This window comes from Pseudoalteromonas sp. SCSIO 43201, assembly GCF_023716725.1.
GTDB lineage: Bacteria > Pseudomonadota > Gammaproteobacteria > Enterobacterales > Alteromonadaceae > Pseudoalteromonas > Pseudoalteromonas peptidolytica.
The window spans coordinates 1,167,851-1,193,076 of sequence record NZ_CP072683.1 but is presented as its reverse complement, the minus strand read 5'-3'; the positions used below and the strand labels follow the sequence as shown (position 1 = coordinate 1,193,076).

The window sequence follows — 25,226 nt, the reverse complement described above, 5'->3', positions numbered from 1 at the left end:
TCCTACAAGGTAAATGCACGTAAATTACGCACCCTTGGGCGCTGTGAAGGCGTGCCTTTTAAAACCAGTTTGACTCTTGTTGTGGCGGTATCAACGCCGCTAAAGCGATACGTAAACTGCTGCCAGCCGTCGGTTAATACACTGCTACTATCAAGCTCAAGCGCTAACCACTGCGCTTCTTTTTGCAGTAGTACCTGCACTTCAGAGTGGCTTTGAATATTGGCTTCAAACGTCACCATTACATCGCCACCGAGTCGGCACGGTAATTCACGCGAGATATAGTCACCAGCGTCAGCAACCTGCCCATGTACACATTGGGTTCCTGCAAATAGCAGCGGGGTTAGCGTTTGCGTACCAGTCAGTAAAGCACTGACTTTCACTTTGCCAGTGATAGTCTCGCCCAGTGAGCTCGGTTGCCACTCTTGTACATTGAGCACTTTTTCTTTATTACCAGATGGATAGGTAAGCTCAAAAGCAACTTGAGTTTCAGCACTTGGGCGCTGCACGACTGCAAGCAACATTAAATCGGTTACTTGTTCAACGTCCACAGAGCCTAACTCCACACGTAGGCTTGGCGCAGTAAACTTAGCGGCTTTTAACCTAAAGGTGAGATCTTTATCTTGGTGTGGCGTCCACGTACTTGCGTTACTTGAAGACAACAGCACCCCAACCTGATAAGGCTGTGACGTAACCCAGTTATGCCCTTGGTCAAGCTTGCCCAGCTCAGCAATCGCCACACTATGCTCAGCACCATCGGTGAGCACAACCAAAGCATATTCTTGATCTGCATTTAAAAAAGTTGGCGTAAAAGTAAATGGCGTTGGCTGATCATTTAGCTTTATCTCATCGCTATTTATCTTGCTACTGGCCAGCACAGTTTGGGTAGGAATACCTTGTACTACTTCACGAATTTGCACTTCAACGGCTTCTGGCCCTTTGGCGGTAAACCACAGTTCAACCCCCGCAATAAAGCGTGACTGCTCCAAAATAAAGGTTTGTGCAAGTGGGTCAAAGCGCTGAGTAATAATGTTATTGACGCGGCGTAGCGTTTCGACTTCTATGATGCCGCTACCGGTATAGCTGGCGCTGCCTGCGGAGCCTTGCTTGCCAATAAAACGCACCAACTTAGTACCTGCGGGCACGTTATTTGGTACTTTAAATCGACCAGTTAACTCACCGCGCGTATTTGCTTGGATCATGCTTGTACCTCTGAAATAATTTCAATCCCATCAAACAGTAAAGAGTCAAGTTGCTCACCAGAGTCAAACCCTGAGATAGCAAAATCGACCCAACGAGAACGCAAAAACTCAGCTTGCTGACGCCTCACTCCTACTCGCTCGGTTGTGGTATGTTCAACAACACGGCGTACGCGCCCCCCACCTTGAGTTAAGCGGCGTGTAATAGGACTTGTCCATTGCGTTTGAGTTTGTGTCCAGTGGTCAACACTGGGGGTTAAGGTGACGTCCGCAGGAATAGGCTCAAATGCCATATACGGATTGATTTTCATCTCCCCTGTACGACTCTCTTGTACTAACACATCTTCAAGTTCAAATGGTAACGACAGGGTCTGTGTTTGCGTCAGCTGGGTGACATCAGCGCTCATCGGTAACATCAATTCACCATCCACTATAGAGCCACTTTGGCTTAGCCCCACATCACGCATGTCATCATCTAAAAACGGATCAACAAACACCCCATATTTGCTGGCTGGTGTTTGTGCCGTAGTGTCGTTACGAAGCCGCTCAATAGCCAATAACTGATACAAATCGGATATTTGCTGCTGCATTAGTGCCAAATCGGTCATTTGTACGGCTTCAATTGCAATATTTTGAATTTGCGGTGGTGCACTACCCCAGTGCTGACGCACTTGTGCAAGACCCAAATGCTGATGAGGCACCAAAGGCGCTTGCGGGTTAATTCTATCTGGTGCGCCTTTGATCCGCTCAACGCTACCACTTGGAGTTAACACCAATAAATCAATGCGTGGCATATACCAATGGTAATCCACCACGATCAGGCCATTTTCCAGCACTTCTTCTGCATCATTTAAATGCTGCTCAAGCCAAAATCCAGTTTCATCTGCACTGACCTCCACTGCACGGCGGTATGTATAAATCACATCGTACGTTGTGCCTGATGCGGGTTTATCTCCGCCTTCACGCCAGCTAATGTGATTACGGACGAAAATAAAGTCGATACCTTGGCGGTATTCCACACCGTTTTGTGAAATCGCCATAATCTCAATCACCGAGTCGTCATCAAATGGGTCGGTGTTTTGTCCAGTCTGTGCATGTCCTCGGGTAAGTTCAGTGCGCTTTTTCACCTCAGCGGTCACTTGATCAATACGCTGAACCGGCGCAAAGTCCAGGTCGATACGCATTTTCCCTTGGTCATTAGCAATAAATCGGCTCGGTTCATTGATCACCTCACGCACATCGGGATCATTGGCCAGTGCAACTGGTAATGCGGTATTAAATGCGATTTCATAGCCATTAATATGGGCTTTACCTTCTTGCACATTAAAATGCTGGTGGGTTGCACTTGTCTGGCGATAACTGACATTTAAACCGCTGACTACATAACTGCCACCGTTCGACTCACGGTCGTAACGGGCAAGGGCACTGGTGATGGAGTCGAGCTGCGGTGGCGGCTGCTTAACAATTAGCGTGCCGTGATCTATCTGATAAACAGGGAAAAAGTCACTGTCAGGGTAGTCAAGGCTATCGCTTAGTCCCCATACTCCCGATATTTTTAACCGCGCTGCACCGGCCTCATCAAAGTTATGAGCGCCAATGGCAGGATCTCTAAGTGCGGGGTCGTGAAGCTCAGTAACAACAGACTTTGCCAGCCACACCCCGACAACTTCTAATTTATCGAGCCTAATGGCAAGCTGCGCCGTTGGCACATCATGCACCGCACCTTGTAAATACACCGACGATGCCCCTATGGTCGCACGCTGCTGGGTGTTATCGACGACAACATCACCACCTTTTACTACATCGCCATCTTTCATCAAGACATCAGCAATGCCTTTTACATGGTGCTGAGACTGTAGTTGTAAATCGTTTAGCTCACGGCTTTGTAAGCCTTTGCTTGCCCGAAACAACAGCTGACTATATTGTTTGGCGGGATCAAATTGTTGGTAATAATCTTTTATCATTGCCTTCTTCTTAAAAACTGATCACAAACTCAAAGGTCTCGCGTACCCCTTGGTCGCGAAATAACGCCGTGCGATGCTCTAATAAAATGAGCTCGCCGGGCTGCGCCACTTCGTCGGGTGCGAGGTAATACTTGCCTGCGGGCACGTTGGCTTTTGCTGTTGTGCCCAGCATTAAACCTAGCTCTCGAATATGCTCACCTAAGCCATCTTCAAAGTCATAGGTAAACTGGCAATACAGATGCTGGCTGGGCGTGTCGGTCAAGCTGAACTTGCCGCTCGGCACTTGGATCTCCCCTTGCTCATCAGGTTCACAAAAGCGAATTTGCTTTGCCTTGCGATAACCAATAAGACTGGTGAGTTGAGTGGTATTGGTTGGGGTTGGCGACAAGGTGTCGTCCCAGCTTGGGTCGCCTTTACCCCATGCCAAATAAATAGCTTGCTGGCTCAAAAGCCGCGCAAGCGCCTTGCGGCCTTGTTGTGTTAAAGTGGCCAAGGAATACTCCTTACAGAAATGAAACCGAGCTAAAAATTAAGCTCGGTGAGAAAGTAGAGGTTTAGTTAGATTCAATCCACAGGTCGGATTGCTGTGCGGCCGCAAGTAAGCAAGCCTGCATAAGCTGTGCTTTGGTGACATCAGCCACAGTGTTATTGGCAAGCACCCAGCGCTGCGTGTCGTTTTCTGTCATCAAGAGGATGGCTCGAATCATGCGCTGCTGGCTTTGCTCATCACCGTCAAAGGTTAAGCCGTCAACTTCAACCGTAATTGACGACACGTTGGCAGCGCGCTGGCTTTTAAAACGCTCGCGCTTGGTATCTGCCAGTTGCCGTGCGGTGTGCGACACCGTGGCTGGGTGGTGATAAGCCACAAGCGCATCGTCGTCGTACTCAATGTGTGCATCTTTGGTTTCAGTAGTTAGTGCTAAATCTACCTCCACATGCGCAGCACGATAGCACGCTCTTCTCGCTTGCAAGTCTAGCATCGGCTCGGCAGGCAGCGGCGGTACTGGCCTTAGTTCATCTGGGTTAGCAGCATTGTGCGCTTGTACCTCTGCTATTTGTGCTTGCACCTCTGTCGTTGCAGTCTGCCACGCGGTATACGCCTCACGATATGCCGCTTCTTCTTGCAAAATGGCAAGTCGTAGTACTTCATCAATCTGCTCTTGAGGGTGACGCAACATTATTTTTGTTTGCACGTCTGCATAGCCCACCGCCGAGGCCTCGACTGCATCTGCGCTGAAGTTATCCACTTCTGTGTTCATCGCATGCTCCTTATCCATTGTGTGCAATACCTATTGGGAATAGGGTGTGATGGCAGAACACTTTGACGGTGTTGCCGTTAAGGTCGGTTTTGGTGTTTTCACCGTTGATGATAGGGATGGTTTGGTCGTCGCCCCAGTCATTGTTATGAACTCTAATGAATGAATATTCAGCGCCTGAACTTGTCATGATACGGCCATCATGTGCTACCCGATAACCATCAAATGCAGACGCTGAAAAAGTGAAGTTCAATCTATCTTTTAGCGCAATAACAGGCCTATTTAAGTGAGCATTATCAAACCCTTGCAGCCTGTATACCTTCCCTTTTACAACGCTGGCTTCAACACCTGCTTCAATGACTTCAACATCACGTAGATGAATTGATTTATATTTGAGTTCCGAACCATGAAACTGTAAATACAGCAGTCCGTTCTTTTCAGTAATTGTCGATAACGCTTTTACTGCTGGCGAATTATCATTTGGAACATCAAGATTTAATGGTTCATGGATTGGTTCATCACCTGTATGAGATGTCCATCCAAGCGTTTGGGTTGGGCTATAATATGCGTGTTTTGAAACATTAAGGAACTCTTGAAAATAAGCACCGCTATTACGTTTACCAACCTGTCCTGTTAGACTAGGCAGCAGTCGATTCCCATAGTGACTCATATATGCTTGGGTCGCATAGACTCGCCCTATATCCCCACATACTGTGGTGCTTTTTGCAGCATGAGTGAACACGGAGTCTGACTGATACTGCAACAATGCCACGGTATTCGCATCCCAACTTGCTGAATTTATATTTTTTACAGGATCAAACTGTACATTATTTTTAACCCAGGTTTGTCCATGGTCGCTTGAAAAGGTCGCTGATAACGTATCATCGGATAGCTTCCGATTTAGTGGATAACCAGCTGTCCCGTCTGGTAACTTTGGTATCCATTGTCCTTGTACCCCGTCAGGAAATGTAGATTTAAAGTTGTCAGGCGTCGCAACAATGTCAGTCCAAGACAAAGTCTCAAATTCTGCATTACTTTGCTCTGTAGGAAATAATAACTCAGCCTGTATCGTTGATGCCCTGCCTGAGCTGAACCAATGTGGATTTCCTGTGTTGGGATTTATAAGCGCGATGAATAAATGACTTTGCATATCAAATTTATCAATGATAAACCACTGCCCTAGTGGAGTACCGCCTGCAAAGGTTGTTAAATCGGTATCTCCTGCGTCCGTAAATTTTATTGCCACCGCAGAGGCTTTAAACTCTGAGTATTTAGGGTAGCTTTTTACAATATCATCCCCTCTATAATACTTATCGCTTCCAATTAAACTACTCTCAGACGAAGGAACATTTTGAAATATGTAAATAGTCATGCCTGAGTCATAACAAAAACCAGACTTTAGTTTAGTAAACGGAAGTTTCTCTTTGCCTCTAAATTTACCTGCAATAGCGTCACTTAATTTGCTTTCTCGTAACTTGTTCACATCTTGCTTTTTCGCACTTAGGCGCAAATCTTCAACTTGGCCTGCGTAGATGGCATCGTGATATCTGTATTGGTCAGGACGACCTGACCAGTTTTGGCCTAATTTTCCAGTTGGCTCACGAGCGCCTACTACCTGGCCACTACTTACTTGTTTAAAGCACTCAGTAGTATTTGTCATTTGACCGGCCGACGCTTTATGCCAATCAACGCCACCAGTTCCCGTGCTAACGTCATTCCACATTTTGCAGCCCAAAGGGTTGTAGCTAGGGTGATAGGCACCTTGGTTGAGACGCTGTACTAGGGCTATTGGTATCGCAAGACAATGTGAGCGACTCCCCCAAGTTCCGATATCTTTATCTCTGTCTGCACCAGTATAAGCCAGCTTTAAATTGTCAACACCTATTGTATTGAAATCAATATTTACCCCTTGAAGTCGCAGATAATGTGGATGCGTACCTCGAATAACAGAGCTCTCACTTACTTTCGATACATTTAAATATCCTTTCCAGCCTAAGCCGCAGTCTGGCTCGACCCTAATTCGATATCTAACCTGAATATACGCTTTGGCTTCTGGGTCGTAGTAAATATTATGTTCAGGCTCGCCAAGGAAAATAGCTTTTTGCGCTTCTGTTAGCGATGACCACTTAATGCCATACCCTTTGGTTGCGCTATCCCATTCACCAAATGCGGAGTATCCCTGAGCAACGAGGTTATTGCGAAGGCCAATGCCCTTATAGCTACTTGCGCCATATTGCACATTGCCGAGCGGGTACACGACGTCTTTATCCGCTATTTTCTCATGCCAAGCCTCTAGAAATACTAAGTCTTTACGAGAGGTGATCACCTTATTGGTCTCAGTTTCTGCTGCAAATGCGGCTTCAGCATTATTATGCTGGGTTACGGTGCCAGTTGCTGAGTCATAGGTTTTGGTTCCATCGGGTGCTGGTGGGAATAGAGCTCTTTTCCACTCGTCACCATTTGTGACCGCTGTACCATCTCCTCTTAAACCTACACCATCGGATAGCTCAAAGGTTGTTCCATCTATCACAACTATTGGCAAATAAGTTTTTGAGCTTCCAGTCGAAGATTTGTGTTTACTACCCAGCTTTAAAAAGTTTAGATATTGCTGCCCGTACAGTAAATCCATCCCCTCGTTAACTGTTTCAGCATTTACACCTGAATCATAATGCTTACCCCACTCCACAAACCCACTGCCTGCATATTGCTGTTTACGCATATCGCGCAGTGCGTCAAATTGAGCTTTGGTCATGACATGGGGATTTGGGTTAACGCTTTGTGCATCTGCAACGAGTGATTTTAGGGTTGGCAGTGTGTGGCTGTTGCCGTTTAGGTCTTTAAGGTTAACGCTTCCTGACTGAGTTTGCCAATCATTCAGCGCTTGGTTGTTCTGACTTACCGTATCATACGCCTTGGCAATATCTTGCTTAACCTGATCGATTTCTTGTAGGCCCTCGGTGATATTATTGGCAAGTTGAACACTTGCTTCGGTTTGCTCCGTTGCGGCCTGTTGCAACTGAGCGAGTTGTGCTTCTATGGTCATGTATTATCCTATATTTGCTTTTCTTAGGCGCATCGCCAGTTGCAAAGTTTGGTTGGCTTGTTGAATTAGGCTTTTACCCTGTCTCAGATGTGCATAAACAGACGTCGCCAGCTCTTTTGCCATAAAAATATTGGTGTTGAACACCCCAGTTGCAAAACTAACTTGCTGTGAAGGCAGCGCTGCGAGGTTAAGTGAAATTATCTCTAGCCAGGCTACATCTTTGCTTTTGTAATTGAGCACCTCACCACTGGCACTATGCACCGCAACAAGTGTGTTATCAGACCACACCCCCAGCTCTTTTACTGGGTATTCGGCCTCTCCTTCAAATACGGCACTAAAGCGGACTTGCGTGGTGGTTAACTGCTCGGCTTGTAAAATAGGTACTTTTTGCTGTTGTTGTTGCAGTTGCGTCTGCCCCTCAGAAGGACGGTAGCCGCCACTACCTGCTGACAGGTGTGTGAGTGTAAAAGGCTGTCCTTGCTCTATGGCTTCAGTCAACTTAGCAAGCCCCTGTGTAGTCCATACAACAGGGGCAAAGTGTGAAGATTGCATTGTTTATTCCGTTTATTCGGGAAGTACTACCTCAAAATGACTACAGTGAACATTGAGCCGCCCTGTGGTAGCGATGGAAGTGGATAACGGCATCATCTGCCGATGTTGCCAGTGTTTGATAGTGGCACTAAGTGGCCTGCCCGTCAGGCTATCTGCTTTTATCCAGCGCTGTTGCCATTTACCCTGCCACGAGCGTGTTGACCACACTCGATGCGATGATAAAAGCCGCACTCTTGCTGTGCTTACAGGCAGGCGTGACGGGTCTTTGTCGCTAAGCTTATATGCACTCAAACGCTTGGCGCTAAAGTAGTGGTTGCGCTGGCTATGGGTGCGGCTCAACTGTGTTGCAGCGTTGATCTGTCCGGGTGCGACACCGTGCTGATGACGCCGACCAAAACTGGCTTTACACAAGACCTGCTCACCATCATAAAATGCCACTCCAGAGACATCCGACAACAGTTGACCAAATGCGCCCGTGGATAATCGCAGCTCTCGCACATCATAATCATGATAGACACGCGAGAGCTTGGCTCTGACGGGCACAGATAACCCAAGCAACTGATGAATATCTTTAAAGGCTTTGTCACCGGGAATTTTTCCAGCGCTGAGTTGATAGCGATAAAAGTGACGACCAGGAGGCGTGAGCTCTAACTCAGCATCTTCAAAATTAAGCCAGTTCAGCGCCATGTCTAGGCTTTTAGGAGTGCCACGCAGGCGCTGCCATACCAAACCTTGCTTGAGGGTTTCTCGTAGGTCTTGGGAGTATGGCAAAATAGCTTCTAAGCCATATTCCCATACGAGCCACATTAACAAATTAATGTGTGGCTCTGCCTTAAACCCAGAAAGAGATGAAATACCCGGGTCAATGTCGTCGCTCACCGTCACACTTTGCTGTAAACGTTGCTGTAGCTCGGTGTGATTAGGGGGTAATAAGGTCATATTACCCCCGCTTTAGCACAAGCGAGATAGCACTTGGGATCACGTATTGGTGTGCGGCCACATCAATTAACTGTGTGGGTGTTAATAGCTCGATATGTCGCACCCCTGTGCCATGAAGCTGAGCATGTAGCCAGCTTGGCGTTAAGTCCCAACCAAGCGTCGTGGCTTGCAGCCATTTTTCTTGTAGCGTGTGCTTTAACTTATCGACAATCAGCTCCGAGGCATGGGTGTTTAGGTATAGCTCTGCATTCACCTCAACCAACACCGGCTCTGCCAAGTTGACCTCTAAGGTATCGGTTAACATTTTTACTGAGTCATCAAACAAGCGGTTTTTAACTTGCGTTAACACCTGCTCGGCGTCAGCGTCCAACTTTGCTAATACCGTGACAACCACCAGCCCATTCCCTGGGCTTTGTACCGATACGTCCTTGATTAACCCCGGTGCCGCTTCGATGGCTTGATGACGATAATGTGCTGCGCTGCCTGCGGTACTTGACGCGATGGTGCTATTACGAATACGCATTCTAAGTGTTTCGTCTTGCTCATTAGGCAACCGCGATACCCCATAAAATGCCCCAAGATGCTCAAGATCTGCCCCTTTGCTGGTGGCCAGTAAATTTGCCGCTGCGGCCTCATTAACACGCTGTCTTAGCAATAACTCACGATAGCTTTCCACTTGTAAACATATCGCCAGCGGCGAGCTTTCTAGTGTTAACGCATCGCTATACTCAGGTGCAAGCTCAATAAAGCGCTGTTTACGCGCTTGAAATAGGCTTTCAAAATCAAGTGGTTCGAGGATGTTAGGCGCAGGCAAAGTCGTAAGATCAATAGTTTGATTTGCCATAAAAAGCCTTATTCTGAAGAAGTGAGTATGGTGGTCACGCCCGTCGCGCGCGCTGCTATCTCTTGATACACACGCTCAATGTTTTTACCTTGATAGGGAAATTGAATTTCACGGTTTAGTACTTTATTCGCCAATGTGCCAAAACGCGTTTGACCTTGTGATGCCACCGCGCGCATCTCTGCCAATGTGGTTGCTTTACTCAAGCCGTCAATCAATGTAACAAGCTCAACCAATAAAAGGTGGCTGGTGTCTGATGTAGTACCAACAATAGAGTCTGCGTCTGCGACTTCTCTGGCAATTTGCCCCCGTTTTACTTGCTTGTCTAAATATGCGAGCGTCGCTAAATGGTCTTGTTGAGAAGGAATTTGCTCTTGCATCATTACACCTTAATTCTTGGATAGTTAATTACACGGTCTACGGCAAATGTTGCATTACCGCCAAACTCAACGATGTTTTGTGGTGGATTTGAAGTATTAGCCGCATGAAAGGTATGGTTAACAAACCTGACAAACAATCGAGAATATGGGTGGTGGTGCTCAAGTTTTAACACCGGAATAGTGCCCGTTGATGAACCATTCCACCAGCCACCAAAGCGGGTTAAATCAAGCGTTGACGCATTCAGTTGCTCATTAATTTGCGCACTTGTTGCCGATGAGTTTGCAAACACAAATTGCAAATAAGTAATGCTCCAGTCACGTTCATATTGTGGTGTTTCACTGTGCCCCGGCGCGTATGAGTACCCATGAGCGAGATGAACTTTAGTAAGTGCACCGACGGTTGGATAAATATGGTAACCACTGCTCGTCGTTGGCACTAACATCCACTCAGAGCGCGATTCATCTTCTGGATCCGGTGTTATTTCTAGTGAAGCCTTTGAATGAGCGATTTGATCGTAATAACTGATGTTTATATCCGAATGGCTATCTGCAAAATTAAGGATCGCCTGATCGGTTTTGGACTCTACGCGAGCAATCGCTTCATTAACATCTTGCTGCGCATCACTCAGCGCATGGTTAATCTCCCCCATTTTACCCACCACGGTTTGGGTAAGGGCATTATTTGAATCTATTAGTTTGCCGTTTTCGGCTTGCAGTGCGCCGATGCGCTGCTCTAATGTCATTGGCTGATAGTCGGCCATTTTACACTCCTAGCTGTAGTAATCTGTCGTTAAATTGAATTTGCCTGTGGTTGGCTTGAATATGTGCATTAATTTGCTGGGTTTGTGCCATGAGCATGTCGAGAAATTCTGCTGCATAAAAAAGCCTTAAGTCGCCGGTCGTGTTAATCGTGACTGTCTCTGCTGGCACGGCGCTGAGCAGTAAATCAAACCCTTGAATAATTTGTGCGATAGGGGTTTGATAAAATAGTACGTTTTGGGGGTGAGACCACACTGCGAACAAGGTGCCATCGGCAAGGTAAAACCCGACCTCTCGCACCGCATACTCTTCATCGTCCTGAAAATGACCGGTAAGATGAAATTGACCATTCCCCACAACCTGCCCACCAGCAATCACAACGCGGTTTTTTTCTTGTTGCAACTGAGTTTGGCTACGTGAAGGTGCATAGCCAGCCGTCCCCACCGCAATGGCACTTATATCAATGGTAAAGCCATTGGCCTTGGCATTAACGGCCGCATTTAATCCCGCCTGCGTGATGAGCGGCGTAAAGTGTTCCATAAATCATTCCTTAAAGATTAGGGTTTACTTATCTCTCAAATTTGCTTTTGTTCATCTGAGCAAGCTTGGTTTATTGTTGCTCAACTTTTACTTAGATCACTTGGCGGCAGGTCGAGCACCGCGACCAAAACACACTCGGGAAAACAAAACGCAAGTAGCAAAGGCCTTAGTAACAATAAAATTGTTGGCGCTGCATTTGGATGGCAAAAGGTGCCGCTTGGATAAAAATACTCGACGCGGAGGTGAGATCTGAACTTACCTTACCTGATACTTTGGCCATACTGTGTGAAGCCGCTGTCGTGGCAACCACAAGCGCAGTCATATTTTCAACATTATCAGCATGTTGGGGCATCCAGCTACGTTGTAGGCTTAGCGATTGACTTGCCGAAGTAACGAGCAAGCTGGCACTTTGCTGTACCCCGACGCTCAGGCTGATTTGGCTGCGACATGGTTTGGTCATCACCACCGCTTGCCATAGCTGCGCCTGTAATTTTGGTGTGAGCAGCGTATTGCCTGCTGGGTCTAAGTTTTGCGCTGCCAATGCGATTATCTGCGCCGAATGCGGCGCAAAGTCACTGGGATTGTCTTGTTGCCACCACTCTTTTAGCTCAACTTTTGCCGCTAACGTGGAAAGCGCGCTTTTGATTGCACTGACTGTCCCTTTGATACGGTGATCTGGCACGCTATTGGCGATGATTTTACGTTTGACCTCAACAGGCCAAGTACTGTCCCAAAAATCCACACTGAGCGCGTCGGCAAGCCAAGGTAAAAAGTGCTCAGGACACCGCCAAGGATCCCATAAACTACCGAGCGGTACTGGGGTTTTGGAGACTTTACGTAACGCTTTTGCCAGCCCGTGCTCAAGTGGTGTGCTCGTATGTGGTAGTAAGGTATTAAATATCTCTTCCTGCAATTTCTACCTCCACTTTCGTACAATACGCTGCCTGCCAAGGCGCATTGATAATATCTTCGGTTGGCGAGACCAGCTCAACACGTTGCACGCCCGTTTGATGTAATGCGCCATACAGTCCAGACATACGAATATCGTGATTAAGCTTATGATGCGCCTGCAACCACTGCTTCACACTCTGCTCGACCAACGTTTTGACTTTTTGCTCATCAGGGCCGGGATATAAATACAGTTTGGCATGAAGCGTAAATTCCTTTACCTCAGCGGCGAGTATCCTTGGTCTATCGGTCAATGGCCTAATTTCTTCTTGGAATAAATAGTCTGTTATCGCTGTTATTTCATCTTGGCTGGGTATGCCATTACCGCTATCTGTGAGCACCGTTATCGCCACATCCCCTGGCGCTGCATCATGAAGTCGAGCGGCATGGGTACAGTGCAGCAATTTCGTTTGCGCTGGAACGAGCTCTGACAATGGCGGTTCGACTTGCAGCAGCGCAAATTCGGGGGACTCCACAAAAACATCTTTTACTTGAGGCAGTGCTTTAAACGTATGAAAACAATATGCGCCAATTGGCCCTGCGGTGCTAAATCCTTCAAGTGCCAATCGGATCCGCTCACGAAAACGAGCATCACTTTCATCGACTTCGCGAGTGACTAAAAAGCGATTGCCTAGATAATCAAGTTCACTGCTCGTTGCTTTTGCCAACAACACTTGCTGCGCGCCCTCATTAATTTGGTGACGTAAGAGCAGCTCTCGATAAGCAAACACCTCCATCAACTTCGCTAATGGGTCGCTTGGCAAGGGCTCGCCAAGATCAGGGCAAGCCGCCGCTAGTGCTTGCTTGAGTTCATTGTATAAAGTGTCAAATTGGACCGGTGCAAGTAAATCAGATGCCGGTAGTTGGCCAAGATCAACGGCACTAAAATTGATTAAAGACATAAGGAACCCAATGCTTTGAAAACAGCACTCAACAATAACCTGCCGAGTGCAATTAATGTGTTATCACCCACGCGTTTGTAGTGCTTGACTCACGCCATTGGCTCGCTCAGTAATTTCCTGCATTACTTGCGCTTCACCTTTAACTTGATATGGAAAAGCTAATCTTCCTGATTGCACATCGGTGTGAATATGACCAATTTTTTCTTTCAGTCCACTCACTGAAGCTCGCACATCTTCTAATGACTGCGCGGTGCTAAGCGAAGTCACTAAACTGCTCAGCTCGTTTAGCAATAGCTGTGTCGTGTCTGCTGTTGTGCCTAGTAGTGTGTCAGTGTCTGCAACCTGTCGCGCTATTTTCTCACGAGCAGATTGCTTGCTCTGTAGCGCAGCCTCGTCTTCACTCAGCTCTAATGTGAATGTTGCTCCCACGCCAAATGTGTCTTCAACAAACTCTTGCGTTACAAAATGTGGGGTACTAGGGTCATAGAACTTATCAGCAACTTGGTTATTTACTGTTAGTTTTGCCATTTTTATTCTCCTTAATCGTAAGCATTTTGTGTAGCGTCACCTAAATAGGCAAATTGTCCCCAATCATCCAAAGGTACTTCTCCTGTCACAACGGCAGGAAGGGCAATTTGAATCACGCCAGTTTCATCCTCAGGTTTACCTTCACCATGAACATAAGGGTGACAATGGCCATATCTATTTCGACCAAAACTCATGACCTTCCCGCAAAGTTTTGCTTCTTGATTTGCTTCTAAGCCTTCACACCACCAATTGTTTGGTACTGTCCCTCGAATATGTTTCACAACCGCTGCTGCTGTAACAACGGTAGGTGCTCTGAAGTACTGGTACATTAAGTAAGCAAATTGATGCGCGCTCTCGCCCCGGCGATTTGGGTAATATTCTAGTTCCCAAATATTAAAGCTCTGAGCGAAGTATTTGGTATCAGAGTTGATAGCGCGTAGAAATTCTCTGGCAAGTGGTGTGCGTTGATCTGCTTCTATCCCGGTCGTCACCGTTTCTAAGAATCTCGCTTCTTTGACATAACCGCCACTCCAGAAGAGTGGAAAAGTCCCTGCTTCATTGGGAATTAGTGCTTGGTTTTTAGTCACACGAAAATGAGACTGACTCTTACGAGCAGAGTCAAACCTTTGGTCTATTTGACCCAGCTCCGCATTCACTTTATTTTTGGCATCAAGCACGCTGTTATTTAAGGTCGCCGTAATATCTTGAATTTTATTATCGACGGTTGCAGTGAGGTCATTTGATGCCTCGATGAGGTTGGCAATATCTTGCTCTAGTGCCATATTTTTCTCCATATGGTTAAGTTGTTTATTAAAACTATTGAGCATTAGCTCTGTGGTAAATCAGGCACAAAAAAGCCCACCAAAGGGTGGGCTTTGTAGCCTAACGTGGTTGTACATATTCGTTATTCAGGTTTTGGATAGCGAGCCTTTATTGTGGTTCTTGCCTGTAACCACGCGGCTTTTGCCTCCTGAGTCGCTTCGCTGTTTTCGCCAAACTCCGCTAAAGTGGCTAAATAATCAAAGGCCAGCCCGTCTGATTCGCTTTGATAAGAAAAGCTTCTGGCGTGCATACACTGTGATAGTAGCTGCGCTTGTTTGGCCTCGGCTAAAATAGCAGGAATATCAGCGCTAGCAATGCCCAAATCCGCCAGCGTTTTTTCATCCGCAGGGACATTAATCAGCTCATCATCGCCAATTCTTAACGTTTTTATTTCCATGTTTACTCCTTTAGGCTGTTGGTGGTGTATAGGGGTGGTTTGCGTATGGAATGGAACTTAGTGTTGGCGCCAAACGCTCGGCAAATGGAATTGGCTCTGCGAACCAACGAACTGACCATGTGTCACGGGTTGTTTCGTAGATGTTTCTTCTATTCATATCCGCACCGTCATGGTATTTGACATCACCAGTCCAGTTTTTGATTATACGATAGCTTAAGCCTCCGCCCCTTAGATACAAACCACTAAATGCTCTGCACCATGGCCCCACACTTCCATCGGTTCCTCCACCATAACTATCTAGTGCTGCGTCTACTTTTTCAGATTTACATTGCGCAGCGAAACTAAGGTGACTAACTGTTGGATGATAACGCTCATGAAAACGCTTAATGTGCATAAAGTTAGCATCACCATCCCAAGCATGAGCATTACCTTCCAGTTCTAGCAGAAGCGCAGCTTGGTGAGGTCGGTTTGGATCTAGAGGTCTAGTGTCACTATTTCGAGAATAGTGCCGTGCAATCGTTAACTTACTCGTGCCTGCAGAGTTGCTGGGAAAACGCCACCACACCGGATAAAAATAATCCTTTGAACCACCGATAAAAATATCTTGTACATAGCGTGTTTCTGGCATCGCTTCTTGGATAAATTCATCTACATCTTGCTCTTTTTTTGCGATACGCGCATCAAACGCTGCCATTTGGCTGTCCAACTGCTGTGCCTTATTGTCAACCACTGCGGTTAACGCATCCGTGGACTGTATCAGGTTTGCAATATCTTGTTCTAATGCCATAAATTGCTCCTATAAAATTCCTTTAGCCATCAGTTCAAACTTTTGTTTAAGATGACGGGTCATATTATTGATTTGTGCAGCGCCGAGCTTGGCAAGCTCTGGGGCGATAAGAATATTAAGGTTGACGCCATTATCGACAATGGTCACCGAGTCCGCAGGAACCCCTGTTAAGACCAAATCAAACGCCAGTAATAAGTCGACTTCCGCCGACTTATACGCAATGGGTCTATCTGGTGAAGAGTACACCGCAAAGAGTACTTCTTCGGGTTGACCATTTGCTTCACTTTCGATGTAAAAGCCAACTTCATTGACCCAAAAGTTGTGATCTGTGTCGTCAATCACACTCATGTGGATTTGGGCATTGCCCTTGTCTTCGCCGCTGGCCACCAGAATGCGGTGGACTTCTTGTTGCAGCTGGCTACGCCCTTGATCTGGCGTGTAGTTGCCTGTGCCAAGCCCTACTCTGCTGATCTTCGCTTGAAAGCCATTTTTTTGGGCGTTAAATACTGCTTCCAACCCTCTGGTGGTGATCGTCGGCCGTAAAATCGTGCTCACAGCACCTGTCTCCTTTTGTTGAGTGATACCAATTTGCTTCAATAACCTGAGGTTTGGATAAGGAGTGCTCCAACTCATTGCTGTTAAAGCACAACTTAGCTTTTCCTTGTCTAGCCAGAGAGTTTTAGGGAAAACACCGCTCCCGCGTCCTGCTCTCGCTAAGGTACCTACATCCTGTAGGCAAGGCGAATTTACGCACCAATAGCTGGCTATTGGAAGTGAATTCAACGCAGTTAGCACTAAAACTGGCTGCAAGAAGGCATTAATTATCCGCAGCTCAGGTTTTATACATATCGGTACGAGATAACAGCAATGGGTTATACCAATCGGTATTACCGCTGGGTAAACGCTGATGACATCAATTGAAGTGAAGTAGTCGCTATTCCAATAACGGTTGTTGATTGCATTGCTGCGATGATTAGGCGTGGCAGTAGAATCTTGCCACTTGAAAACGTTGATTATTAATATATAAGCTGGTTGCAAATGCACAGCTCAAGTCAATCTTGGCAGCTGGCAGCTTTTGCTCGTTGGTAAAATAAATACGGCTTACAGCGTGACGGCGGTTATTAAGGTGCAGTGCCAGTGGTGCTCGTGTGTGCATATTTGCATTCACAGGTATGCTTTTCATGTACTGGCTTGTTGCCGCAACGGGTTTGGTGCCTGCCAAGGCCAATGCCGCCGACACTTTCGCTGCTGGCGCTTTGACAGCTTGAGTGTGCGCCGTTTTTCGCGCAACTTGCATTCCACTGGCGATCGCCGCACTTTGCAACCCTAGCTGCATTTTTGCCCCAACTAAAAAGTCAAAGTGTGCACGCTGTGGCTTGGTACTGTTTGTAACATCTCTTACAGCTTGGTACAGCTCAGGGCTGAGCACCACAGCATCGCTGGTGTAGGGGATTTCATTCGCCCATGCAATAAACATAAACGTATGTGGCTGCTTTGATTGATATGGCGCAATGGCAATATCATCAATCTCTTGAAACCACTCAAAAAACTCTACACTGACGCCAAGTGATGCCAGTGCTCGTTTCACCGCGCCTACAGTCCCTTTATGTTTATGTACTTTAACTGAGTTGGCGATAAATGCGCGTTTAGTCTGAAGCGACCAATTTTCGTCCCATTCATCCACTGACAGTGACCAAGCAAGCCAAGGCAATAGCACCTCTGGACAGGTTGCAGGGTGCCATTGCCTGCCAATGTATTCTGGTATGGTTGCCTGCACTTTGAGCTCTTCAGGTACACGCTCTACTGCCTCAGCCATGTTACAAACCAGTGGGGATGTACCTGGCGGTAGTAATTTATGATAATTCGCCATAAGTCTCCTTACTCTGTTGGAAAGTGCAGCTGTATAGTGCGACAAAAAGCCGCCTCTTTCACAGTAGATACAATATCGTCATTCATTGTGTGCAATTTGACTTTTCTGACCCCTCCTTGGTGTAGCGCATCAATGAGACCTGAACTTGGTACTTCTTTACCTAGTAAATAATGAGACTGAATAAACGCATTAACCGCTTGGTTAATCGCTACCTTAACCTGCTCTGTATTAATCCCTGCGTTAAAGTAAATATCAGCTTCAATCGTGTATTGTGTTGGCTCTACCAAATGGACTCTGACCAAATCAGTAAGCGGCCTAACATCTTCATTATTTAGGTATCGCAATACCTCGGTACGTAGCGCTTCTTTTTCGTGCAGTGTCTCAACACTTGCTACTGGCAAAATATACACCTCGACAATACCGGGTAAGCTTGACTCAACATATACGTCTTTCACTTTCGCAGAAGCGGTAAAAGCATGATATTGATAGGCGCCGTTTGTCCCCGCCATTGAGTGGCTTTCTAACGACAATGGGATCCTGAGTCGATAACGTTCGTCAGGCTCATTTTCCTCTCGCGGCACGCCAAATAAGACGCCCAGGTGATCTAGGTCTGACCCTTTAGCATAAGCAACCATAACTGATTGCGCTGCATCATTTACGCGCTGCCTAAGTAGCACTTCTCGGTAGGCAAACAGCTCCATCAACTTAATTGCTGGATCTGAAGGCAACCACGGGTAATCAGGGAAGTGCTGCTGTAGCTGCGCCTCTAATTGCTGGTAAACAGCCTCATAGCTAACAGTCTCAAGCACCTCTGGTGCAGATAGGCGCGTCAGATCAATAGCATTATTCATGCTACTCTCCTTGTAAATTAAGTTGGATATAAAAAGCTCTGCCGAAGTAGCTTTGCTGCTAAGATTCTTTGCGGCGCGCGCTTAATAAGGTATCAAGTTTTTTGTCTATGGAATCTAAGCGTTTTTCTATACGCTTTTGATCTTCCTTGCGAATTTGCTTGAGATGATCAAGCGCTTGAGAATTGGTCGTGATCCGTTTATCTAAATCCCCCAGATAAATAATGCTAGACACCAGCAAGACGATGGTGGTTAAAATATGAGCCAGATTCAACTCTTTTTTCATCTGCCATTGTTCTGGGTGATTCACTTACTCACTCCTTTTACTTTTTCCACCGTGCGTAACCCTGCAAGCCCCAACATGGCAAGTGTTAATTCTAGCATGACATCCAACGGTAAATCGGGTGTGCCCTGCTCCGGTACTAACCACTGTAAGATAGGATTAACAACAAATGAAAATAAAAAACCAAACCCACATACCCACATCAGAAAAGGTCTAGCACCGGCAACAAAAACACTGCGATGTGAGGCTTGTACTTGGTTGATCTGCGCTTGTACTAGCGCATGTTTTGCTATCAGCCTCGCTTTGAGATGCTCTTGTTTTAGCACCTCTTCTTCGCTGGTAAATAACTCATCCAAGATATTACCAATGGCCTCGATAGGTGCCACGGTTTTAGCTGAAAACAGACTTGCCAGTAGACTCATGCTTGCCACTCTCCACAAATCATTTGCTGTGCTAATTCTTGTGCTCGTATCGGCACTTGTTTTGCCCAGCGACTGTCTAGCATTTCAAGCGCAGCGGTTTCAAAGTCACCTTTTTCTACTGCTTGCAGCATCCGGCGAAAATTAAGCAAACCGGTCACTCCGAGATTAAACGCCATATTGACTAACACCGCTATCCTTGCTTCATTGCAGTGCTGCGTATTAATTCTGCGTGACACTGCCGCTTTTGCGTTTTCAACATCACTGGCAAGCAATGACTCAGCTTCATCTTCATTTATTCCGCTATCGTCTAGGTTGCGTCCGTAGCCTATGGTTAGCTTTCCTGCTGTACACAAATAAGGAAATTGCCGAAATCCCTCATGTTTTTTGATTTGCTCAACTGTATTCATCACTGACATACAATCCCCCTCCTTTTCTATTGTGCAGACAAGTTAACCATTAAACTCTGCTCGGCCTTAAGTAACCAAAACTCCATAGAACGCTTACTATCAAAGCCCAGTAGTTTGGCTGCGTTTACGGCGCTACTGTGCATCATATATTTTGCTCGAATGGCTCGCTTACACTCTGGTCTTAGCAACTCTATAGAGGCGCTTAGCTGCGCTATTTCATCTGGGACATGGATCTGCTCTGCACTCATGTTACGACTCGCTACACTTCCTATTGCTTCTGTAGCTGCCTGACGGCTAAACCCCTTACCTAACTCTTTGGCACACCAAAATTTACCCCAACGTTTAAGCGCGGTACGAACTTGTTTAATTGTCACTTGTTTGTTCATCGTGAATTTTTCCTATCACTTCTAAAATATCGAGTAAGTAAACATCTTCAACTAGGCCAATCACGTCATTCCAGCGAGGGCTATATTCCCTATTTTCCCAGCGTCTTAATGTGCGCTCTTCAATACCGTAGTGAGCCGCTGACTCGGCTTGTGTATAGCCTCTGAGCCTGCGTGCAACACGCAGTATTTCTGCTCCTGTAGGTGCAGGCTTGATTTGACCCACCAGTCTGGATGTGGCTGTGTTTATAAGTGTCATAGTTCTCCTTACCTCAAAAAATAAACACGACTAGTGAAATTTTGTTCTGCTTAGCTGAGTTAATACCAATTTGCTTAATTAAATGGTCTATTTTGAGGCGAGAAAATCTTGTCGATAACTAGGCAAAAATTTTGCTATTTAGTTGTTCTAAATGAAAAATTTTTAACGCTGTTAGCGTCAGATTTACTCCTTCAAATTGAGCAAGTATTAAGTCAAATTGGTATAACCTTTACTGAGAAGCGAAAACAACGTAGTCGTTCATCCTTGCCAACAGGGTTTAATTCCAATAACCCCACAACGCTGTTAACATCTTCATCCGATAACTTTCTTCAGCGTAGTGATATAATAGCGATTTTAAGGTTGCGAAACAGGTCAAAAATGACCTACTAATGAGAAACTTACAAACATCAACTGGATATATACACAGTACGATTGTTTAACTTATTAAAAGGTAAATAAAAAATTACAACAGTTAACTAAGCTGACGTTCACTGTGGTTTTTTAAGCGTTATGACCTATCAACATTGCAGCCCGTCAAGGCTTTCTCTAAAATACGTCTAAATCAAAAAAGAGATTGGAAACTCATGGCTCAATATATTTATACCATGTCGCGGGTGAGCAAAGTTGTGCCGCCTAAGCGCACTATCCTCAAAGACATTTCTTTATGCTTTTTTCCTGGCGCTAAAATTGGTGTGTTAGGTCTAAATGGTGCGGGTAAATCAACTTTACTACGTATTATGGCAGGGGTTGATACAGAGTTCGAGGGCGAGGCACGTCCGCAGCCAGGTACTAAGATTGGCTACTTACCACAAGAACCTGTATTAGATGAAAGCAAGACCGTTCGCGAAACAATAGAAGAAGCAGTTAGTGAAGTTAAGCGTGCATTGACTCGATTAGATGAAGTATATGCTGAATATGCGATGGAAGATGCCGATTTTGATGCACTAGCAAAAGAGCAAGGCGAGCTTGAAGCAATTATCCAAGCACATGATGGTCATAACTTAGACAATGCACTAGAACGTGCTGCTGACGCCCTACGTTTACCTGAGTGGGATGCTAAAATTGAGCACCTATCAGGGGGTGAAAGGCGTCGTGTTGCTATCTGCCGCTTGCTACTTGAAAAGCCTGATATGCTACTTCTTGACGAGCCAACTAACCACTTAGATGCGGAGTCTGTCGCGTGGCTTGAGCGCTTCTTGCATGACTATGAAGGCACTGTGGTAGCAATTACCCACGACCGCTACTTCCTAGACAATGTCGCAGGCTGGATTTTAGAGCTTGACCGTGGTCACGGTATTCCATGGGAAGGTAATTACTCTTCATGGCTTGAGCAAAAAGATGCACGTTTGAAGCAAGAAGAAAAATCAGAAAAAGCACGCCAAAAGTCGATTGAAAAAGAACTTGAGTGGGTGCGCTCAAATCCGAAAGGTCGCCAAGCTAAGTCAAAAGCACGTATGGCACAGTTTACTGAGCTACAGCAAAATGACTACCAAAAGCGCAACGAAACCAATGAGCTATTCATTCCACCTGGCCCTCGCTTAGGCGACCAAGTGATTGAAGTAAGCAACCTACGCAAGAGTTTTGGAGATAGGTTGTTGATTGACGATTTGAATTTCAACGTACCAAAAGGGGCAATTGTTGGGATCATCGGTGCAAACGGCGCAGGTAAATCAACACTATTTAGAATGTTAAGTGGCCAAGAGCAGCCAGATAGCGGCGACATCACAATTGGTGAAACCGTTGAGATTGCTACCGTTGAGCAGTTCCGTGATGATATGGATGGCAACAATACTGTTTTCCAAGAGATCTCAAACGGCCAAGACATTTTAAAAATTGGCAACTTTGAAGTACCAAGCCGCGCTTATGTTGGCCGCTTTAACTTTAAAGGTAATGACCAGCAGAAATTTGTAAAAGAACTTTCTGGTGGTGAGCGCAATCGTCTTCACCTAGCAAAACTACTAAAAGCTGGTGGCAACGTACTGCTGCTGGATGAGCCAACCAACGACCTAGACGTAGAAACGTTGCGAGCGCTGGAGAATGCGATTTTGGAATTCCCAGGCTGTGTTATGTGTATCTCGCACGATCGTTGGTTTTTAGACCGCATCGCGACGCACATCTTGGATTACCGTGATGAAGGCCAAATCAACTTCTTCGATGGTAACTACACTGAATACGAAGCGTGGCTGAAAAAAACCTACGGCGCTGACGCCGCGGAGCCTAAACGTATCAAGTATAAAAAAATTGGCTAATCAATATTGTAATTAGGCTCCTCATTGCAGGGGCCTTTTTTATAGCACCAAAAAATTTTCAACTTCGGGCTGCATCATGAGCTTTATACCAATTTTCTTAATTAAGTGATCTATTTTGAGGTGAGAAAATCTTGTCGATAACACCGCTTCCGCGTCCTGCTCACGCCGAGGTACCTACGTCCTGTAGGCAAGGCAAAAGTTTTGCTATTTAGTTGTTCTAAATAAGAAATTTTTAACGCTGTTAGCGTCAGATTTACTCCTTCAAATTGAGCAAGTATTAAGTCAAATTGGTATTATGCTTAAGAGCAACAAAATACAGCTATTAATTATCACTTTTTAGTAGCGAGTAACGTGATATACGCTATCATTTTAACTATATGGATTATTGGGTTAAGTAATGAAAGAGCGTAGAAGGTTTTCTAGAGTGATTTTTTCAAATGAGGCGCAGTTTATGGCTTCTAGTGGCGACTTTAGCTGCAAAATCTTGGATCTATCCTTGAACGGAGCGCTGCTCACCCTACCTGAAGGTTATGTTCCACTTAAAAATGACCCTGCAAGCTTAAATTTCTACCTGCCCGGCAGTGATATTAAAATTACCATGGAAGTTGAAGTTCGCCATGTTGAAGAAGGACATCTCGGCGTCCACTGCCGCCAAATAGATTTAGATAGTGTTACCCACCTTAAGCGCCTTATAGAGCTTAATCTAGCCGATGAAGATATACTTTATCGCGAACTCGAACAGTTGACCCACGAAGAAGACTAGCCCACCGAAGCGTTTAAAATAAAAGAAGCCGTCCGTGTCAGCAATACCGATTGTCTTAATTAAGTGGTCTATTTTGAGGCGAGAAAATCTTGTCGATAACACCGCCTACGCGTCCTCTATCGCCAAGGTATCAACATCCGTGTAGGCAAGGTAAAGATTTTGCTTTTTACTGGTTCTAAATAAGAAATTTTTAACGTACTTAGCGTCAGGTTTACTCCTCCAAATTGAGCAATTATCGGGGCTAATTAGTACACCCCTTCTTGTAAAAACAAACCTACTTACAAATTAACTAACGCAATACTGATTCGCTTAACTTTACAAACTTCGCTCGGGCACCAAGCTGGGTGTACCGTGATAAACATGATGGTATTTTGTGATGAAAATGTGATAATTCCGTGAGCCCCTCTCAATAACTCCTTGCCATGATAGGTTTACTAACAATACAAAATGAGAAGACCACATCATGAAAGCCAAGATCCTTACCACCCTAGTAGCCACTTGTTTTGCCAGTAGTGCCCTTGCTCAAGAGCTCGAAGTGAAAATAACCAACCTTACTCATGGTATTTACTATACGCCCTTGCTTGTGACTGCACACGCCCCTGGCACAGCATTATTTTCATTGGGTGAAACTGCTTCAGAGCCACTTCAAGCGATGGCCGAAGGAGGTGATATTTCTGGACTGAGTAATGTGTTAGAAAGTATCAACGCCGATATGGTAATGAACCCTGCTGGTGGGTTACTCGCCCCGGCAAGCTCAACAATGGCGATGCTCTCAACGAGTAATGGAAACACATATCTATCGTTGGTTGCCATGATGCTACCAACGAATGATGGCTTTGTCGGCTTAAATAGTTGGCCCATACCTACTGAAGCAGGTACATATGAAGTATACCTTAACGCGTATGATGCAGGTACCGAAGCTAACAATGAGTTGGTTGTCGATGGTTCTGGTGCGCCAGGTATGCCTGGTATTCCCGCATCTCCGGGCGTGACTCCGGGTAGCCAAGGGCTAGGCATTACCAACAGCGAAGAAAACAACACGATCCATATTCACAGAGGCAATGTTGGAGATGATGAACAAATTGGCGGGGCAAGTGACCTACATAACACTGTACATCGCTGGTTAAATCCAGTTGCTAAACTCACAATCACCGTAAAGTAACAGGAGCCTGAGATGAAAACCAAATTAACACTCGTTGCCATATCAGCGCTCTTACTGAGTGCATGTGGAGACAATGACAATAACAGCACAGTGGTAACAGACACACCAACATCACCGGTGGTAGACTATGAGTTTTCCGTAAGTATCACCAACCTCACTCAAGCACAGCCGATGTCACCTATTGCTGTTATGCTACATCAATCAGGTCACTACTTCGAAGTTGGTACCGCCGCCTCTAACGAACTTGAAAAGCTCGCAGAAGGTGGCGATAACAGTGCACTTTTAGCACAAAGTATGACTATGTCGTCAAGCACAACAGAGACCCCAGTTGGGCCAGGCTCTACGTCAACCATTTCGATTAAGTCTGAGACTCTCGCCAATTTAAAATTATCTTTATTGACAATGATGGTGAATACAAATGATGGATTTTCCGGTCTTAATGCCATAGATGTGTCCACTATGCCCATCGGTGAAAAAAAAATGTATCGCACTTCAGCGTATGATGCTGGTACAGAGCTAAATACTGAAGCCCAAGGGAGTATCCCCGGGCCTGCTGATGGTGGAGAAGGATTTAATGTGGAACGTAACGATAACCAGAATATGGTAACCATGCATAGCGGAGTCGTTGGCAACGATGATGGCTTAACAAGCTCTACGTTAACCAGTATACATAAGTTTGATAATCCGCTGTTGGCAATAACAATTGAGCGAATCAAATAGCCCATG

At 45.8% G+C, this 25,226-nt stretch carries 29 protein-coding genes; 4 read left to right on the top strand and 25 right to left on the bottom strand.

Features of this window, described 5'->3' with window-relative positions; all coding sequences use genetic code 11:
* Positions 1-2: 2 nt before the first annotated feature.
* The 25 genes from J8Z24_RS05145 to J8Z24_RS05020 form a co-directional block, all read right to left on the bottom strand.
* Positions 3-1,199: a hypothetical protein gene (locus J8Z24_RS05145; protein ID WP_176033103.1), complete on the bottom strand. Its 1,197-nt coding sequence runs from the start codon at positions 1,197-1,199 to the stop codon at positions 3-5.
* A complete protein-coding gene (locus J8Z24_RS05140; RefSeq protein ID WP_252095407.1) occupies positions 1,196-3,160 on the bottom strand; it encodes a DUF4815 domain-containing protein in 1,965 nt (654 codons plus the stop codon). The genes J8Z24_RS05145 and J8Z24_RS05140 overlap by 4 nt, the downstream gene beginning before the upstream one ends.
* Before the next feature lie 10 nt (positions 3,161-3,170).
* A complete protein-coding gene (locus J8Z24_RS05135) occupies positions 3,171-3,653 on the bottom strand; it encodes a BW3TFN family phage tail fiber component (protein ID WP_128732103.1) in 483 nt (160 codons plus the stop codon).
* A 61-nt stretch (positions 3,654-3,714) separates the two neighbouring features.
* Positions 3,715-4,419: a DUF4376 domain-containing protein gene (locus J8Z24_RS05130; protein ID WP_252095406.1), complete on the bottom strand. Its 705-nt coding sequence runs from the start codon at positions 4,417-4,419 to the stop codon at positions 3,715-3,717.
* Between the two features lie 10 nt (positions 4,420-4,429).
* The gene (locus tag J8Z24_RS05125) at positions 4,430-7,459 is read right to left on the bottom strand and encodes a hypothetical protein (protein ID WP_252095405.1); all 3,030 of its coding nucleotides are present in this window, start codon (positions 7,457-7,459) and stop codon (positions 4,430-4,432) included.
* Positions 7,460-7,462: 3 nt separating this feature from the next.
* On the bottom strand, positions 7,463-8,011 hold the full coding sequence (locus J8Z24_RS05120) for a phage tail-collar fiber domain-containing protein (protein ID WP_252095404.1): 549 nt from the start codon (positions 8,009-8,011) through the stop codon (positions 7,463-7,465).
* A gap of 12 nt (positions 8,012-8,023) precedes the next feature.
* Positions 8,024-8,950 (bottom strand): phage tail protein, encoded by a 927-nt coding sequence (locus tag J8Z24_RS05115; RefSeq protein ID WP_252095403.1) that lies wholly within the window; start codon positions 8,948-8,950, stop codon positions 8,024-8,026.
* 1 nt (position 8,951) lies between these two features.
* Positions 8,952-9,794 carry a baseplate assembly protein gene (locus tag J8Z24_RS05110; protein WP_252095402.1) on the bottom strand — a complete coding sequence of 281 codons (843 nt, stop codon included), beginning with the start codon at positions 9,792-9,794 and terminating at the stop codon, positions 8,952-8,954.
* Between the two features lie 8 nt (positions 9,795-9,802).
* A complete protein-coding gene (locus J8Z24_RS05105; protein ID WP_252095400.1) occupies positions 9,803-10,171 on the bottom strand; it encodes a hypothetical protein in 369 nt (122 codons plus the stop codon).
* A gap of 2 nt (positions 10,172-10,173) precedes the next feature.
* Positions 10,174-10,932 (bottom strand): hypothetical protein, encoded by a 759-nt coding sequence (locus tag J8Z24_RS05100; RefSeq protein WP_252095399.1) that lies wholly within the window; start codon positions 10,930-10,932, stop codon positions 10,174-10,176.
* Between the two features lies 1 nt (position 10,933).
* On the bottom strand, positions 10,934-11,470 hold the full coding sequence (locus J8Z24_RS05095) for a phage tail-collar fiber domain-containing protein (protein WP_252095398.1): 537 nt from the start codon (positions 11,468-11,470) through the stop codon (positions 10,934-10,936).
* Positions 11,471-11,636: 166 nt separating this feature from the next.
* A complete protein-coding gene (locus tag J8Z24_RS05085; RefSeq protein ID WP_252095397.1) occupies positions 11,637-12,383 on the bottom strand; it encodes a phage tail protein I in 747 nt (248 codons plus the stop codon).
* The gene (locus J8Z24_RS05080) at positions 12,364-13,320 is read right to left on the bottom strand and encodes a baseplate assembly protein (RefSeq protein WP_252095396.1); all 957 of its coding nucleotides are present in this window, start codon (positions 13,318-13,320) and stop codon (positions 12,364-12,366) included. Before J8Z24_RS05080 ends, J8Z24_RS05085 begins: the two co-directional genes overlap by 20 nt.
* A 63-nt stretch (positions 13,321-13,383) precedes the next feature.
* Positions 13,384-13,848, bottom strand: coding sequence for a hypothetical protein (locus J8Z24_RS05075; RefSeq protein WP_252095395.1), 465 nt, complete (start codon positions 13,846-13,848; stop codon positions 13,384-13,386).
* 11 nt (positions 13,849-13,859) lie between these two features.
* Complete coding sequence (locus J8Z24_RS05070) at positions 13,860-14,630, bottom strand: hypothetical protein (RefSeq protein WP_252095394.1); 771 nt, start codon at positions 14,628-14,630, stop codon at positions 13,860-13,862.
* 122 nt (positions 14,631-14,752) lie between these two features.
* Complete coding sequence (locus tag J8Z24_RS05065; RefSeq protein WP_252095393.1) at positions 14,753-15,067, bottom strand: hypothetical protein; 315 nt, start codon at positions 15,065-15,067, stop codon at positions 14,753-14,755.
* Positions 15,068-15,077: 10 nt separating this feature from the next.
* Positions 15,078-15,854 carry a phage tail protein gene (locus tag J8Z24_RS05060; RefSeq protein ID WP_252095392.1) on the bottom strand — a complete coding sequence of 259 codons (777 nt, stop codon included), beginning with the start codon at positions 15,852-15,854 and terminating at the stop codon, positions 15,078-15,080.
* Positions 15,855-15,863: 9 nt separating this feature from the next.
* Positions 15,864-16,409, bottom strand: a complete 546-nt coding sequence (locus J8Z24_RS05055) for a phage tail-collar fiber domain-containing protein (RefSeq protein WP_252095391.1) — start codon at positions 16,407-16,409, stop codon at positions 15,864-15,866.
* A 418-nt stretch (positions 16,410-16,827) separates the two neighbouring features.
* Complete coding sequence (locus J8Z24_RS05050; RefSeq protein ID WP_252095390.1) at positions 16,828-17,724, bottom strand: phage tail protein I; 897 nt, start codon at positions 17,722-17,724, stop codon at positions 16,828-16,830.
* An 8-nt stretch (positions 17,725-17,732) separates the two neighbouring features.
* Positions 17,733-18,575, bottom strand: a complete 843-nt coding sequence (locus J8Z24_RS05045) for a baseplate assembly protein (protein ID WP_252095389.1) — start codon at positions 18,573-18,575, stop codon at positions 17,733-17,735.
* A 58-nt stretch (positions 18,576-18,633) separates the two neighbouring features.
* Complete coding sequence (locus J8Z24_RS05040) at positions 18,634-18,882, bottom strand: hypothetical protein (RefSeq protein WP_125253405.1); 249 nt, start codon at positions 18,880-18,882, stop codon at positions 18,634-18,636.
* The gene (locus J8Z24_RS05035; protein ID WP_176033118.1) at positions 18,879-19,277 is read right to left on the bottom strand and encodes a 3TM-type holin; all 399 of its coding nucleotides are present in this window, start codon (positions 19,275-19,277) and stop codon (positions 18,879-18,881) included. The genes J8Z24_RS05040 and J8Z24_RS05035 overlap by 4 nt, the downstream gene beginning before the upstream one ends.
* Positions 19,274-19,693: a glycoside hydrolase family protein gene (locus J8Z24_RS05030; protein ID WP_147389625.1), complete on the bottom strand. Its 420-nt coding sequence runs from the start codon at positions 19,691-19,693 to the stop codon at positions 19,274-19,276. Before J8Z24_RS05030 ends, J8Z24_RS05035 begins: the two co-directional genes overlap by 4 nt.
* 17 nt (positions 19,694-19,710) lie before the next feature.
* Positions 19,711-20,070, bottom strand: coding sequence for a hypothetical protein (locus J8Z24_RS05025; protein WP_125253408.1), 360 nt, complete (start codon positions 20,068-20,070; stop codon positions 19,711-19,713).
* On the bottom strand, positions 20,048-20,326 hold the full coding sequence (locus J8Z24_RS05020; RefSeq protein WP_125253409.1) for a helix-turn-helix domain-containing protein: 279 nt from the start codon (positions 20,324-20,326) through the stop codon (positions 20,048-20,050). Before J8Z24_RS05020 ends, J8Z24_RS05025 begins: the two co-directional genes overlap by 23 nt.
* A 584-nt stretch (positions 20,327-20,910) precedes the next feature.
* On the opposite strand from J8Z24_RS05020, the gene ettA reads away from it, so the two are divergent.
* The 4 genes from ettA to J8Z24_RS05000 all read left to right on the top strand — a co-directional run bounded on the left by ettA (position 20,911) and on the right by J8Z24_RS05000 (position 25,220).
* Positions 20,911-22,575, top strand: a complete 1,665-nt coding sequence (ettA, locus tag J8Z24_RS05015; protein ID WP_128732854.1) for an energy-dependent translational throttle protein EttA — start codon at positions 20,911-20,913, stop codon at positions 22,573-22,575.
* 397 nt (positions 22,576-22,972) lie between these two features.
* Positions 22,973-23,338, top strand: a complete 366-nt coding sequence (locus tag J8Z24_RS05010) for a PilZ domain-containing protein (protein ID WP_128732611.1) — start codon at positions 22,973-22,975, stop codon at positions 23,336-23,338.
* Positions 23,339-23,801: 463 nt separating this feature from the next.
* On the top strand, positions 23,802-24,500 hold the full coding sequence (locus tag J8Z24_RS05005) for a spondin domain-containing protein (protein ID WP_252095388.1): 699 nt from the start codon (positions 23,802-23,804) through the stop codon (positions 24,498-24,500).
* A gap of 12 nt (positions 24,501-24,512) precedes the next feature.
* Positions 24,513-25,220, top strand: a complete 708-nt coding sequence (locus J8Z24_RS05000) for a spondin domain-containing protein (RefSeq protein ID WP_252095387.1) — start codon at positions 24,513-24,515, stop codon at positions 25,218-25,220.
* The last annotated feature ends 6 nt before the right edge of the window (positions 25,221-25,226 follow it).